At 68.1% G+C, this 14,927-nt stretch carries 8 protein-coding genes; 5 read left to right on the top strand and 3 right to left on the bottom strand.

Annotated features, from left to right (window positions below):
* Positions 1 to 20: 20 nt before the first annotated feature.
* The 3 genes from VV867_RS07890 to aceE all read right to left on the bottom strand — a co-directional run bounded on the left by VV867_RS07890 (position 21) and on the right by aceE (position 7,311).
* On the bottom strand, positions 21 to 2,708 hold the full coding sequence (locus VV867_RS07890) for a putative bifunctional diguanylate cyclase/phosphodiesterase (protein WP_328566054.1): 2,688 nt from the start codon (positions 2,706 to 2,708) through the stop codon (positions 21 to 23).
* A gap of 299 nt (positions 2,709 to 3,007) precedes the next feature.
* Positions 3,008 to 4,651, bottom strand: a complete 1,644-nt coding sequence (gene aceF, locus VV867_RS07885; RefSeq protein WP_328566053.1) for a dihydrolipoyllysine-residue acetyltransferase — start codon at positions 4,649 to 4,651, stop codon at positions 3,008 to 3,010.
* A gap of 11 nt (positions 4,652 to 4,662) precedes the next feature.
* The gene (gene aceE, locus VV867_RS07880) at positions 4,663 to 7,311 is read right to left on the bottom strand and encodes a pyruvate dehydrogenase (acetyl-transferring), homodimeric type (protein ID WP_109935208.1); all 2,649 of its coding nucleotides are present in this window, start codon (positions 7,309 to 7,311) and stop codon (positions 4,663 to 4,665) included.
* A gap of 244 nt (positions 7,312 to 7,555) precedes the next feature.
* Between aceE and glnE the strand changes: the two genes are divergently transcribed.
* The 5 genes from glnE to VV867_RS07855 all read left to right on the top strand — a co-directional run bounded on the left by glnE (position 7,556) and on the right by VV867_RS07855 (position 14,809).
* On the top strand, positions 7,556 to 10,504 hold the full coding sequence (gene glnE / locus VV867_RS07875) for a bifunctional [glutamate--ammonia ligase]-adenylyl-L-tyrosine phosphorylase/[glutamate--ammonia-ligase] adenylyltransferase (RefSeq protein WP_328566052.1): 2,949 nt from the start codon (positions 7,556 to 7,558) through the stop codon (positions 10,502 to 10,504).
* A gap of 82 nt (positions 10,505 to 10,586) precedes the next feature.
* Positions 10,587 to 11,510: a branched-chain-amino-acid transaminase gene (gene ilvE / locus VV867_RS07870; RefSeq protein ID WP_275628393.1), complete on the top strand. Its 924-nt coding sequence runs from the start codon at positions 10,587 to 10,589 to the stop codon at positions 11,508 to 11,510.
* A gap of 82 nt (positions 11,511 to 11,592) precedes the next feature.
* Positions 11,593 to 12,627: a lipopolysaccharide heptosyltransferase II gene (gene waaF, locus VV867_RS07865; RefSeq protein ID WP_328566051.1), complete on the top strand. Its 1,035-nt coding sequence runs from the start codon at positions 11,593 to 11,595 to the stop codon at positions 12,625 to 12,627.
* The gene (gene waaC, locus VV867_RS07860) at positions 12,624 to 13,691 is read left to right on the top strand and encodes a lipopolysaccharide heptosyltransferase I (RefSeq protein WP_275628395.1); all 1,068 of its coding nucleotides are present in this window, start codon (positions 12,624 to 12,626) and stop codon (positions 13,689 to 13,691) included. The genes waaF and waaC overlap by 4 nt, the downstream gene beginning before the upstream one ends.
* Positions 13,688 to 14,809, top strand: a complete 1,122-nt coding sequence (locus VV867_RS07855; protein WP_328566050.1) for a glycosyltransferase family 4 protein — start codon at positions 13,688 to 13,690, stop codon at positions 14,807 to 14,809. Before waaC ends, VV867_RS07855 begins: the two co-directional genes overlap by 4 nt.
* Positions 14,810 to 14,927: the final 118 nt, after the last annotated feature.

Raw genomic sequence — 14,927 nt, 5'->3', positions numbered from 1 at the left:
TGTCCGGGCGGTGGGGCTTTTCAGTCGCCGCGGCAGGGGTAGCGCTGCAGGCTGCTGGCGAGCAGGGCGCCGGGGATCGGCTTGTCGAACAGGTAGCCCTGGCCGATGTCGCAGCGGTTGCGCCGCAGGAAGGCCAGCTGCGCGGCGGTCTCGACGCCTTCGGCGACCACCTGCAGCTTGAGGTTGTGGGCCATGGCGATCACCGCCGAGGTGATTTCCATGTCGTCCTGGTTGTCGGGGATGTCCTTGATGAAGCTGCGGTCGATCTTGATGACGTCGATGGGGAACTTCTTCAGGTAGCTCAGCGACGAGTAGCCGGTGCCGAAGTCGTCCATGGCCAGGGTCAGGCCCAGCTGCTTGAGGCGTTCCAGCTGCTGCTTGGTGTCGGCGGTGGCGTCCAGCAGCAGGCTTTCGGTCAGCTCCAGTTCCAGGCGCCCGGCCGGTACCTGTTCTTCATGGAGGATGGCGGCGATGGAGCCGACCAGGTCGGGGTCGCTGAACTGCTTGGGCGACAGGTTGATGGCGATGTTCAGGTCGCCCAGGCCGGTTTCCGCCAGCTCGCGGCCCATGCGGCAGGCCTCGCGGATCACCCACTTGCCGATGGGGATGATCAGCCCGGTTTCCTCGGCCACGCTGATGAACTGGTCCGGGCGGATCATGCCCTTCTCCGGGTGCTGCCAGCGCAGCAGCGCCTCCAGGCCGAGCAGTTGGCCGCTGCGCAGGCACAGCTTGGGCTGGTAGTGCACCGCCAGCTCGTTCTGCACCAGGGCGCGGCGCAGGTTGCTCTCGACGAACAGCTTGTGGCTGGCCTCGGCGGTCATTTCCTCGGTGAAGGTCTGCAGCTGGTGCTTGCCGTTGGCTTTGGCCTTGTGCAGGGCCAGGCCGGCATTCTTCATCAGCGTCTGCGGGTCCTGGCCGTGCTGCGGCGCGTAGGCCAGGCCAATGGAGCCGGTGATGTTGATCAGCTGGTTGTCGACGAACAGCGGCTTGTCGAGCACGTCGAGGATCTGCGCCGCCACCCGCTCGCCGCGGCCGGGGCTGGATTCCTCCAGCAGCACGGCGAATTCGTTGCTGGCGAAGCGCGCCAGGGTGGTGCCGTCCACCAGGCTGCTGCGCAGGCGCCGGGCGAGGCTGGCGAGGAGTTTGTCGCCGGTCTGGTGGCCGAGGCTGTCGTTGATCCGCTTGAAGTTGTCGATGTCCACCAGCAGCAGGCCCAGGGGCGGGCCGGAGCCGGCGCGCAGGCGTTCTTCCAGCACGTTGATGAAGTAGTGCCGGTTGGCCAGGCCGGTGAGGTTGTCGCGGTAGGCGAGCTTCTCGATGTGCTGCTGGGCCAGCTTGCTCTGGGTGATGTCCTCGTAGATGCCGATGTAGTGGGTCAGCTCGCCGTCGTCGGCGTAGACCTTGGACAGCGACAGCTGCCCCCAGTAGGGCTCGAGGTTCTTGCGCCGGCTGCGGAACTCGCCCTGCCAGCTGTTCTGGTTGACCAGGGTGGAGCGCGCGTCGAACAGCAGCTCGCTGAGGTTGGCCAGGGCCGGCACTTCGGCCAGGCGGCGGCCGCGCACCTCGTCGGCGCCGTACTGGGTTATGGCGGTGAAGCTGGGGTTGACGTACTCGATGACGCCGTCGCGGTCGATCAGCAGGAAGGCGTTGGCGCTCTGCTCGACGGCGCGCTGGAACAGGTGCAGGGCGCTGGAGGCGCTGCGCCGCTCGTGGTTCATCAGGACCTGGGCGTACTGGTCGGCCAGCTCGCCGGCGAAGGCGATCTCGTCGCTCTGCCACAGGCGCACTTCGCCGATGTGCTCCAGGCAGAGCACGCCGACCACCTCGCCGCCGACGCGGATGGTGGCGTCGAGCATGGCGCTGATGCCCTGCGGGCGCAGGTAGGCCTCGGCCAGCTCGCGGGTGCGCGGGTCCTGCAGGACGTTGTGCGCGTCGATGGCGCGGCCGCTGTTGATGGCGTCCAGGTAGTTGGGGTAGCGGCTGGCGTCGAAGCCGCGCGGCAGCTCGAACTGGTCGATGTCGCGGCGGTACACCGCCAGCGGCTCCATGTGGTCGTCGTCGGTCAGCCGCCAGATGCCGGCGCGGGCCACGTCGTAGGCCTCGCTGGCGGCCTGGGCGATCAGCTGCGCGGCCTCCAGCAGCGGGTCGCTGGACTGGTAGCGGTGCCGCGCCAGGCGCACGATCAGGTTCTGCTGGGCGCGCGAGCGCACCAGGTGCTGCAGGTGCTCGTCCTGGGAGCGCTGGTACATCTCCAGGGACATCTGCAGTCGCAGGTTCTGTTCCGCCAACTCGCCCTGGGTTTCCTGGCGGGCGCCTTCCTCGTCCTGCAGCAGGTAGCCGTGGAGCAGCTGGCGGCCGCGCTGCTGGAAGGCCTCGCCGACTTCCAGCAGGTTCAGCACGCCGCGGGGCGTGTGCAGGGAGTAGCGCACCTGGTAGTGGGCATGTTCCACCAGTTGCTGCTGGATCTGTTCGTGCAGGCGGTGCCGCGCCTCGGGTTCCATCAGGCTGGCGTAGGGGGCGTCGAGCAGGCCGCAGAGCTCGGCGGCGGGCACGCCGAAGGCGCGCTCGCAGGCCGGGTCGAGGAACAGCAGGGTCCAGCTCGGTTCATTCAACCGCTCGAAGCGCAGCAACCCCAGCCGCGAAGGGACGGGGAGCTGGGTGACAGCCTCGACCGCCGGGCGATTGGCGGTATCGGGATGACTCTTCATGCTCGGCGGTTTTCCAATACTGGGCGAGGTACTTTGCCTCGGCCGACTTCTGCTGGGCGAAGGCAAGGGTGCATGATGCGGTTTTGTCTGACAAGCAATGCCTGTATCGGCGGGACCGGGAGGATTTTGAGCCGCGTGCGGGGTGCCGTTGATCGGAGAATGCCACGCGTCATGGCGTTTTGCCATTATCGCGGCTGGCGGAAATAAAAAAAGCCCCGTCATCCGGCGGGGCTGGAGAGAACGAGCGTGGCGTGCCCGTTGGTGGAAAGCGATCGGCCCCCGGGCGGGGGCCGATGCGGTTACAGCAGCAGGGTGCGGATGTCGCCGAGCAGCTCGCCCAGGCGCTTGGTGAAGCGCGCGGCGGCGGCGCCGTTGATCACCCGGTGGTCGTAGGACAGCGACAGCGGCAGCATCAGGCGCGGCTGGAAGGCCTTGCCGTCCCAGACCGGCTGCATGGAAGCCTTGCTCACTCCCAGGATCGCCACTTCCGGCGCGTTGACGATCGGCGTGAAGCCGGTGCCGCCGATGTGCCCGAGGCTGGAGATGGTGAAGCAGGCACCCTGCATGGCGTCGGCCGAGAGCTTCTTGGTGCGCGCCTTTTCCGCCAGTTCGGCGGCTTCGGCGGCCAGCTGCAGCAGGCTCTTGCGGTCGACGTCGCGGATCACCGGCACCAGCAGGCCGTCCGGGGTGTCCACGGCGAAGCCGATGTGCACGTACTTCTTGCGGATCAGCGCCTTGCCGCTGGGGGCCAGGGAGCTGTTGAAGTCCGGCAGCTCCCTGAGCAGGTGGGCGCAGGCCTTGAGCAGGATCGGCAGCACGGTCAGCTTGACGCCGGCCTTCTCGGCGGCGGCCTTCTGCGCGATGCGGAAGGCTTCCACCTCGGTGATGTCGGCCGACTCGAACTGGGTGACGTGGGGCACGTTCAGCCAGCTGCGGTGCAGGTTGGCGGCGCCGACCTGCATCAGGCGGGTCATGGCTACTTCTTCCACTTCGCCGAACTTGCTGAAGTCCACTTCCGGGATCGGCGGGATGCCCGCGCCACCGCTGGCGCCGCCGGCCGGGGCCGACTTAGCGCGCTGCAGCTGTTCCTTGACGAACAGTTGCACGTCTTCCTTGAGGATGCGGCCTTTCGGGCCGGTCGCCTTCACTTCGGCCAGCTCGACGCCGAACTCGCGGGCCAGCATGCGCACGGCGGGGCCGGCGTGGACCTTGGCGCCGTCGCGGCTGGGCGCGCCCACCGGGGCCGGGGCTTCTGCCTTGGCGGCGGCAGGGGCCGGCGCTGCGGCAGCCGGAGCGGCCGGTGCAGCAGCCGGGGCCGGCGCGGCAGCCGGTTGCTCGGCGGCGGCCGGGGCGGCGGCGCCCGCGACCTTGAGCTTGAGGATCAGGTCGCCGGTGCCGACTTCGTCACCGACCTTGATCGACACGCTTTCCACCACGCCGGCGGCCGGCGAGGGGATTTCCATGCTGGCCTTGTCCGATTCCAGAGTGATCAGCGACTGGTCGGCCTCGACCGTGTCGCCGGCTTTCACCATGACTTCGATGACGTTGGCCTTGCCCGCCGAGCCGATGTCCGGGACGGCGATGTCCTGGACGCTGGCCGCTGCCGCCGGGGCGGCGGCAGGGGCGGGTGCGGCGGCCGGGGCCGGGGCCTCGGCCTTGGGGGCTTCGGCGGCCGGGGCGGGCGCCGCGGCCGGAGCCTCGGCTGCACCACCCTCGACTTCCAGCTCGAGGATCTCGTCGCCTTCCTTCAGGGTGTCGCCCACCTTGACCTTCAGGCTCTTCACCACGCCGGCCTTGGGCGAGGGGATTTCCATGCTGGCCTTGTCGGATTCCAGGGTCAGCAGGCTCTGGTCGGCCTCGACCTTGTCGCCGACCTTGACCAGCAGTTCGATGACTTCACCCTGACCGTTGCCGATGTCGGGTACGCGGATCAGCTCACTCACAATGCGTCTCCTCAGCAGTCCAGCGGGTTGCGTTTGTCGGGGTTGATGCCGAACTTGGCGATGGCCTCGGCCACCACCTTGGGTTCGATATCACCACGGTCGGCCAGGGCTTCCAGCGCGGCCAGCACGACCCAGCGGCGGTCCACCTCGAAGAAGTCACGCAGCTTGCGACGGCTGTCGCTGCGGCCGAAGCCGTCGGTGCCCAGGACCTTGTACTCCTTGCTCGGGACCCACTGGCGGATCTGCTCGGCGTACAGCTTCATGTAGTCGGTGGAGGCGATGACCGGGCCCTTGCGGCCGCCCAGGCATTCCTCGACGTAGCTCTGCTTGGGCTTCTGGCCCGGGTGCAGGCGGTTCCAGCGCTCCACGGCCAGGCCGTCGCGGCGCAGCTCGTTGAAGCTGGGCACCGACCAGACGTCGGCGCCGATGCCGAAGTCCTCGCGGAGGATCTTCGCCGCGGCTTCCACTTCGCGCAGGATGGTGCCGGAGCCCAGCAGCTGCACGTGGTGGGCCGCGCCCTTGGTGTCCTCGTCGAGCAGGTACATGCCCTTGATGATGCCTTCCTCCGCGCCCTTGGGCATGGCCGGCTGGACGTAGTTCTCGTTCATCACGGTGATGTAGTAGAAGATGTCCTGCTGCTCTTCGATCATCTGCCGCGAGCCTTCGCGGATGATCACCGCCAGCTCGTAGGCGTAGGTCGGATCGTAGGTGCGGCAGTTCGGGATGGTCCCGGCGAGGATGTGGCTGTGGCCGTCCTCGTGCTGCAGGCCTTCACCGTTGAGGGTGGTGCGGCCGGCGGTGCCGCCGATCAGGAAGCCGTGGGCGCGGCTGTCGCCGGCGGCCCAGGCCAGGTCGCCGATGCGCTGGAAGCCGAACATCGAATAGAAGATGTAGAACGGCAGCATCGGCTGGTTGTGGGTGGAGTACGAGGTACCCGCGGCGATCCAGCTGGACATGGCGCCGGCCTCGTTGATGCCTTCCTCGAGGATCTGGCCCTTCTTGTCCTCGCGGTAGAACATCACCTGGTCCTTATCCACCGGCTCGTACAGCTGGCCGACGGAGGAGTAGATGCCCAACTGGCGGAACATGCCTTCCATGCCGAAGGTACGCGCCTCGTCGGGCACGATCGGCACGATGCGCGGGCCGAGTTCCTTGTCCTTGACCAGCTGCGAGATGATCCGCACGAAGGCCATGGTGGTGGAGATTTCGCGGTCGCCCGAGCCGTCGAGCATGGCCTTGAGGGTTTCCAGCGGCGGAACCGGGACCTGGAAGCTCTTCTCGCGGCGCACCGGCATCACGCCACCCAGGGCGGCGCGGCGCTCGGCCAGGTACTTGGCCTCGGCGCTGCCTTCCTCGGGGCGGTAGAACGGCAGGTTCTCGAGGTCGGCATCCTTGATCGGGATGTCGAACTTGTCGCGGAACGACTTCAGGCTCTCGACGTCGACCTTCTTGACGTTGTGCGCGATGTTCTTCGCCTCGCCGGAGCCTGTGCCATAGCCCTTGATGGTCTTGGCCAGGATGACGGTCGGCTGGCCCTTGTGGTTGACCGCCTGGTGGTAGGCCGCATAGACCTTGTAGGGGTCGTGGCCGCCACGGTTGAGCTTCCAGATCTCGTCGTCGGAGAGGTCCTTGACCATCTCCAGCAGCTCCGGGCGGGCGCCGAAGAAGTGCTCGCGCACGTAGGCGCCGTCCTTGGCCTTGTAGTTCTGGTATTCGCCGTCGATGACCTCGTCCATGCGCGCCTGCAGCAGGCCGGCGGTGTCCTTGGCGAACAGCGGGTCCCAGAAGCGGCCCCAGATCACCTTGTTGACGTTCCACTCGGCGCCGCGGAACACGCCTTCCAGCTCCTGGATGATCTTGCCGTTGCCGCGTACCGGGCCGTCGAGGCGCTGCAGGTTGCAGTTGATGACGAAGATCAGGTTGTCCAGCTTCTCGCGGCCGGCCAGGGAGATGGCGCCGAGGGATTCGGGCTCGTCGCACTCGCCGTCGCCCATGAAGCACCAGACCTTCTGCTTGCCGGCGGGGATGAAGCCGCGGCTTTCCAGGTACTTCATGAAGCGCGCCTGGTAGATCGCCTGGATCGGGCCCAGGCCCATGGACACGGTGGGGAACTGCCAGAAGTCCGGCATCAGCCACGGGTGCGGGTAGGAGGACAGGCCGTTGCCGTCCACTTCCTGGCGGAAGTTGTTCAGCTGGTCTTCGCTGATGCGCCCTTCGAGGAAGGCGCGGGCATAGACGCCGGGGGAGGCGTGGCCCTGGAAGAACACCAGGTCGCCGCCGTGCTCGTCGGTCGGGGCCTGGAAGAAGTAGTTGAAGCCGATGTCGTAGAGCGTCGCCGAGGAAGCGAAGGAGGAAATGTGGCCGCCCAGATCCGGGTCGTGCTTGTTCGCCTTCATCACCATGGCCAGCGCGTTCCAGCGGACCAGCGAGCGAATGCGGCGTTCCATGAACAGGTCGCCGGGCATGCGTGCTTCGTGGGTTACCGGAATGCTGTTGCGGTAGGGGGTGGTGATGGCGTAGGGCAGTTGGGTGCCGGACCGGCTGGCCAGCTCGCCCATGCGGGTCATCAGGTAGTGGGCGCGGTCTTCACCTTCACGGTCCAGGACCGATTCCAGGGCGTCCAGCCATTCCTGGGTTTCGACGGGATCGAGGTCTTGCATGGCTTGCTCCAGGGCGGAAAGGCTTCCAGAATCGAAAGCCAGTAGATCGTTGCCGATAGCAGCGCCGGCCTCGTGGGCGACGCCGCGAATTCTTGGAAGTGCACCGGGGGGTGGTTCCGGCGGGTTGTAGTTTTACTACAAAACGCGAGTGGATACAGCCCTTCGCCGAAAAAAGTTAGTAGTAAAACTACAGGCGCCCGAATGGCGGGGCTTCCGCGGGGTTGCCGTTCATCAGGATCGATGCATGACTCTGCCGTCCCGGGCCGCCCTGCCGGCCACCCTCAAGCCCCTCGCCGAGCGCGCGGGGCAGGCCTTCAGCAACGCCGTTGCCAGTCTTCCCGCCGAACATGCCGTCCTTTATGGGCAGTGGTCCGCCGAGCGCCACCACGATTTCGCGCTGGTCTGCGCGGCCAGCGACTTCGTCGCCGAACAGGCGGCGCGTGACGCCGTGGGGTTCCTCGAACTGGTGGCCAGCGGTCAGCTGGACCGCCCGCTGGAGCGCGGCGAGATGCGCGCGCAGCTGGAGGCGCTGCTGGCCGACTGCGCCGACGAGGACGAGCTGGGCCGCCGCCTGCGCCGCTTCCGCCGGCGCCAGCAGCTGCGCATCGTCTGGCGCGACCTGACCCGCGGCAGCGACCTGGCCGGCACTTGCCGCGACCTTTCCGACCTCGCCGACAACGGCATCGACCTGGCCTACCGCTGGCTCTATGAAAGGCACTGCCAGCAGTTCGGCACGCCCATCGGCCACCGCTCCGGCCTGCCGCAGCAGCTGGTGGTGCTGGGCATGGGCAAGCTGGGCGCCGGCGAGCTGAACCTGTCCTCGGACATCGACCTGATCTTCGGCTACCCCGAGGGTGGCGAGACCCAGGGCGCACGCCGCGCGCTGGACAACCAGGAGTTCTTCACCCGCCTGGGGCAGAAGCTGATCAAGGCGCTGGACGCCATCACCGTCGAAGGCTTCGTCTTCCGCGTCGACATGCGCCTGCGCCCCTACGGCTCCAGCGGCCCGCTGGTGCACAGCTTCGCCGCCCTGGAGCAGTACTACCAGGACCAGGGCCGCGACTGGGAGCGCTACGCGATGATCAAGGCGCGGGTGGTCGGCGGTGACCAGGACGCCGGCCAGCGCCTGCTGGAGCTGCTGCGGCCGTTCGTGTACCGGCGTTACCTGGACTTCTCGGCCATCGAGGCGCTGCGCAACATGAAGCAGCTGATCCAGCAGGAAGTGCGGCGCAAGGGCATGAGCGAGAACATCAAGCTCGGCGCCGGCGGCATCCGCGAGGTGGAGTTCATCGCCCAGGCCTTCCAGCTGATCCACGGCGGCCGCGACCTGAGCCTGCAGCAGCGGCCGCTGCTGCGGGTGCTGGCGACCCTGGAGGGGCAGGGCTACCTGCCGCCGGCGGTGGTCGCCGAGCTGCGCGAGGGCTACCAGTTCCTGCGCTACGCCGAGCACGCCCTGCAGGCCATCGACGACCGCCAGACGCAGATGCTGCCGGAGGACGAGCTGTCGCGCATCCGCGTGGCCTTCATCATGGGCTTCGCCAACTGGTCGGCCTTCCACGAGGCGATCAACCACTGGCGCGAGCGCGTCGACTGGCACTTCCGCCAGGTGATCGCCGACCCCGACGAGGACGAGGGCGGCGAGAACGAAGGCGCCACGCCCGGCGCCGAGTGGCTGCCGCTGTGGGAAGAGCAGATGGACGAGGAGTCCGCCTGCCGGCAGCTGGCCGAGGCCGGCTTCGCCGAGCCGGCGGCGGCCTTCAAGCGGCTCATCGACCTGCGCCACGGCAACCAGGTGCGCGCCATGCAGCGCCTGGGCCGCGAGCGCCTGGACGCCTTCGTACCGCGCCTTTTGAACATGCTCGCCGAGCACGAGAAGCCGGACCTGACCCTGGAGCGCGTGCTGCCCCTGGTGGAAGCGGTGGCGCGGCGCTCGGCCTACCTGGTGCTGCTCACCGAGAACCCCGGCGCCCTGGAGCGCCTGCTGACGCTGTGCGCGGCCAGCCCGATGGTGGCCGAGCAGATCGCCAGGTTCCCCATCCTGCTCGACGAGCTGCTCAACGAAGGGCGCCTGTTCCGCCCGCCGCTGGCGCCGGAGCTGGCCGCCGAGCTGCGCGAGCGGCTGATGCGCATCCCCGAGGACGACCTCGAACAGCAGATGGAGACCCTGCGCCACTTCAAGCTGGCCCACGGCCTGCGCGTGGTGGCCTCGGAAATCGCCGGCACCCTGCCGCTGATGAAGGTCAGCGACTACCTGACCTGGCTCGCCGAGGCCATCCTCGAACAGGTTCTGGCCCTGGCCTGGCACCAACTGGTGCAGCGCCACGGCCGGCCGCTGCGGGCCGACGGCACGCCCTGCGACACCGACTTCATCATCGTCGGCTACGGCAAGGTCGGCGGCCTGGAGCTGGGCCACGGCTCGGACCTGGACCTGGTGTTCATCCACGACGGCGACCCGCAGCGCGAGACCGACGGCGCCAAGCCCATCGACGGCTCGCAGTTCTTCACCCGCCTGGGGCAGAAGATCATCCACTTCCTCACCACCCAGACCACCTCCGGCGCGCTCTACGAGGTGGACATGCGCCTGCGCCCCAGCGGCGCCGCCGGCCTGCTGGTGAGTTCGCTGGCGGCTTTCCAGGCCTACCAGCAGAACGAGGCCTGGACCTGGGAGCACCAGGCCCTGGTGCGCGCCCGCGTGCTGGCCGGCAGCCCGCGCGTGGCCGACGCCTTCGAGGGCATCCGCGCCGCGGTGGTGGGGCGCCATCGCGACCTGGCCGAGCTGCGCCGCGAGGTCAGCGAGATGCGCGCGAAGATGCGCGACAACCTGGGCACCCCCGCGACCGCCGCCGGCACCGCGCCGAATGCCTTCGAAGCCGCGGCGCCCTTCGATCTCAAGCAGGATGCCGGTGGTATCGTCGATATCGAATTTATGGTGCAATATGCGGCCCTTGCCTGGTCGTGGCAGCACCCGGAGTTGCTGCAGTTCACCGACAACATCCGCATCCTGGAAGGGTTGGAGCGGGCTGGCCTGATCGCCAGCGAGGACGTCCGTTTCCTGCAGGAGGCCTACAAGGCCTATCGCGCAGCCGCGCACCGTCTGGCGCTGCAGAAACAGCCAGGGGTAGTGGGCGGCGACCGTTTCCATGAAGAACGCCGCGGAGTGATGCGGATCTGGCGCGAGCTCGAGCTCGCCTGATCCCGGGCAGTACGCACAGGTCGCCGGCGGGGCTGGGTTCCGCGGCGACCGGACGACGAATTTCTGTGAGGAGCTGGCAAATATGTCGATGGCCGATCGTGATGGCGTGATCTGGTATGACGGCGAACTGGTGCAGTGGCGCGACGCGACCACCCACGTTCTGACCCACACCCTGCACTACGGCATGGGCGTGTTCGAGGGCGTGCGCGCCTACAACACCCCGCAGGGCACCGCGATCTTCCGCCTGCAGGCCCACACCGACCGTCTCTTCGACTCGGCGCACATCATGAACATGAAGATGCCGTTCACCAAGGAAGAGATCAACGAAGCGACCCGCGCCGCGGTCCGCGAGAACAACCTGGAAAGCGCCTACATCCGCCCGATGGTGTTCTACGGAAGCGAAGGCATGGGCCTGCGCGCCGCCGGCCTGAAGGTCCACGTGATAGTCGCCGCCTGGCACTGGGGCGCCTACATGGGCGACGACGCCCTGGAGCAGGGCATCAAGGTGCGCACCAGCTCCTTCACCCGCCACCACGTGAACATCTCCATGACCCGCGCCAAGTCCAACGGCGCCTACATCAACTCGATGCTGGCCCTGCAGGAAGCCATCTCCGGCGGCGCCGACGAGGCCATGATGCTCGACCCCGAAGGCTACGTGGCCGAGGGTTCGGGCGAGAACATCTTCATCATCAAGGACGGCGTGATCTACACCCCGGAAGTCACCGCCTGCCTGAACGGCATCACCCGCAACACCGTGCTGACCCTGGCCAACGAGCTGGGCATCAAGGTGATCGAGAAGCGCATCACCCGCGACGAGGTGTACATCGCCGACGAGGCCTTCTTCACCGGCACCGCCGCCGAAGTCACCCCGATCCGCGAGGTGGACGGCCGGCAGATCGGCATCGGCCGCCGCGGCCCGGTGACCGAGCAACTGCAGAAGGCCTACTTCGACCTAGTCACCGGCAAGACCAGCGCCCATCCGGAGTGGCGCACACTGGTACGATAAGCTGCAAGCATCGAGCCTCAAGCCGCAAGCGGGAGCACTTCCGGCTTGCGGCTTGAAGCTTTCAGCTTGAAGCTTCCCGACTATGAATATTCTGATCGTAGGTCCCTCCTGGGTCGGCGACATGGTGATGGCGCAGACGCTCTTCGAGTGCCTGAAGCGCGAACACCCCGACTGCCAGATCGACGTGCTGGCGCCCGACTGGAGCCGGCCGATCCTCGAACGCATGCCCGAAGTGCGCCAGGCCCTGAGCTTCCCGCTCGGCCACGGCGTGCTCGACGTCGCCGCGCGCCGGCGCATCGGCAAGTCCCTGGCCGGCCGGTACGACCAGGCGATCCTCCTGCCCAACTCGCTCAAGTCCGCCCTGGTGCCGTTCTTCGCCGGCATTCCCCGGCGCACTGGCTGGAAGGGCGAGATGCGCTTCGGCCTGCTCAACGACATCCGCAAGCTCGACAAGCAGCGCTACCCGCTGATGATCGAGCGCTTCATGGCCCTGGCCTACCCGCCGGGCACCGAGCTGCCCAAGCCCTACCCGCAGCCGCGCCTGGCCATCGACCCGGCCAGCCGCGACGCGGCCCTGGCCAAGTTCGGCCTGAGCCTGGACCGCCCGGTGCTGGCGCTGTGCCCCGGGGCCGAGTTCGGCGAGGCCAAGCGCTGGCCCGCGGAGTACTACGCCAAGGTCGCCGAGGCGAAGATCCGCGCCGGCTGGCAAGTGTGGATCTTCGGCTCGAAGAACGACCACCCCGGCGGCGAGGACATCCGCTCGCGGCTGATCCCCGGCCTGCGCGAGGAGTCGCTGAACCTCGCCGGCGAGACCGCCCTGGCCGAGGCCATCGACCTGATGTCCTGCGCGTCCGCCGTGGTCAGCAACGACTCCGGCCTGATGCACGTGGCCGCCGCGCTGAACCGCCCGCTGGTGGCGGTGTACGGCTCCACCTCGCCGCAGTTCACCCCGCCGCTGGCCGATGCCGTGGAAATCGTCCGCCTGGGCCTGGAATGCAGCCCCTGCTTCGACCGCGTGTGCCGCTTCGGCCACTACAACTGCCTGCGTGAACTGCCGCCCGGGCAGGTACTGCAGGCACTCGACCGCCTGGTCGCGGACCCGGTCGACGTCGAATGAGGGTACTGCTGATCAAGACGTCGTCCCTGGGCGACGTCATCCATACCCTGCCGGCGCTCACCGACGCCGCCCGGGCCATCCCCGGCATCCAGTTCGACTGGGTGGTCGAGGAAGGCTTCGCCGAGATCCCGGCCTGGCACCCGGCGGTGGCCCAGGTCATCCCGGTGGCCATCCGGCGCTGGCGCAAGAACCTCTGGCAGACACTGAAGAACGGCGAGTGGCGGCGCTTCAAGAAACGCCTGCGCGAGGTCGACTACGACCTGGTGATCGATGCCCAGGGCCTGCTCAAGAGCGCCTGGCTGACGCGCTACGCGAAGAAGGTGCCGGTCGCCGGGCTGGACAGGGAATCCGCGCGCGAGCCGGCGGCCAGCCGCTTCTACGACCGTGGCTACCGCGTCGCCTGGGGCCAGCATGCGGTGGAGCGCGTGCGCCAGCTGTTCGCCCAGGCGCTGGACTATCCATTGCCCGCGGGCGTCGGTGACTACGGGCTGGACCGCGGCCTGCTGATCGATCAGAGCGCCGGCGAGCCTTATCTGGTCTTCCTGCACGGCACCACCTGGGTCACCAAGCACTGGCCCGAGGCCTACTGGCGCGAGCTGGCCGAGCGCATGGGCGAGCGCGGCTGGTCGGTCAGGCTGCCCTGGGGCAACGACAACGAGCGCCAGCGCGCCGAGCGCATCGCCCAGGGCTTGGAAAACGCCTCGGTGCTCCCCAAATTATCCCTCGCAGGCATGGCCAAGGTCCTGGCCGGCGCTTCCGCCTGCGTGGCGGTGGACACCGGGCTCGGACACCTGGCCGCCGCCCTGGACGTGCCGACGCTGTCGCTGTTCGGCCCGACCAACCCCGGGCTGACTGGCGCCTATGGGCGTTCCCAGGTGCACCTGGCCAGCGACTGGCCCTGCGCACCCTGCCTGCAGAAGACCTGCACCTACCAGCCGACGGCCGAAGACAAGCGCCAGTTCGACCTGCGGCAAGAGCAGCCCCTGTGCTTCACGCGCCTGAACCCGCAGCGCGTGGCACTGCAACTGGAGGCGTTGCTGCTGGCCCCGGAGACGCTTCGATGACCCTGGCTTTCGTCCTGTACAAGTACTTCCCGTTCGGCGGGTTGCAGCGCGACTTCATGCGCATCGCCCTGGAATGCCAGAAGCGCGGCCATGGCATCCGCGTCTACACGCCGATCTGGGAAGGCGAGGTGCCGCCCGGCTTCGACGTGCGCGTGGCGCCGGTCAAGGCACTGTTCAACCATCGCCGCAACGAGAAGTTCAGCGCCTGGCTGGCCGCGGACCTGGCCCGCGACCCGGTGGACCGGGTGATCGGCTTCAACAAGATGCCCGGCCTGGACGTCTACTACGCCGCCGACGGCTGCTTCGAGGACAAGGCGCAGACCCTGCGCAACCCGATCTACCGCCGCTGGGGCCGCTACAAGCACTTCGCCGATTACGAGCGGGCGGTGTTCGCCCCCGAGTCGAAGACCGAGGTGCTGATGATCTCCGAGGTGCAGCAGCCGCTGTTCATCAAGCACTACCACACCCCGATCGAGCGCTTCCACCTGCTGCCCCCGGGCATCGCCCAGGACCGCCGGGCGCCGGCCAACGCCGCGGAAATCCGCGCCGACTTCCGCCGCGAGTTCAAGCTGGCCGACGACGACCTGCTGCTGGTGCAGATCGGCTCGGGCTTCAAGACCAAGGGCCTGGACCGCAGCCTCAAGGCCCTGGCGGCGTTGCCGCGGGCGCTGCGCAAGCGCACCCGGCTGATCGCCATCGGCCAGGACGACCCCAGGCCCTTCCTGCTGCAGGTCAAGGCCCTGGGCCTGTCGGACCAGGTGCAGATCCTCAAGGGCCGCAGCGACATCCCGCGCTTCCTGCTCGGCGCCGACCTGCTGATCCACCCGGCCTACAACGAGAACACCGGCACCGTGCTGCTGGAGGCCGTGGTGGCCGGGCTGCCGGTGCTGGTCACCGACGTCTGCGGGTACGCCCACTACATCGCCGAGGCCGATGCCGGCCGCGTGGTGCCTTCGCCCTTCGAGCAGGACGCCTTCAACCGCATGCTGGCGCAGATGCTCGAAGACGACGCGGCGCGCGCCGCCTGGTCGCGCAACGGCCTGGCCTTCGCCGACACGGCGGACCTGTACTCCATGCCGCAGCATGCCGCGGACGTGATCCTCGCGGAGCGCCCATGAACATCCAACTCCCCGCTCTCCCTGCTTTTCCCGTAGGAGCGAGCTTGCTCGCGAACCCGCTTGACGCCACACCCATCGGGAAACGCGTTCGCGAGCAAGCTCGCTCCTACGAAGGGCT

Origin of the sequence: Pseudomonas sp. JH-2, assembly GCF_036231725.1 — a bacterium.
Lineage (GTDB): Bacteria > Pseudomonadota > Gammaproteobacteria > Pseudomonadales > Pseudomonadaceae > Pseudomonas > Pseudomonas delhiensis.
The sequence above is the reverse complement of the archived record's forward strand: the minus strand, read 5'-3'. Positions and strand labels throughout refer to the sequence as shown.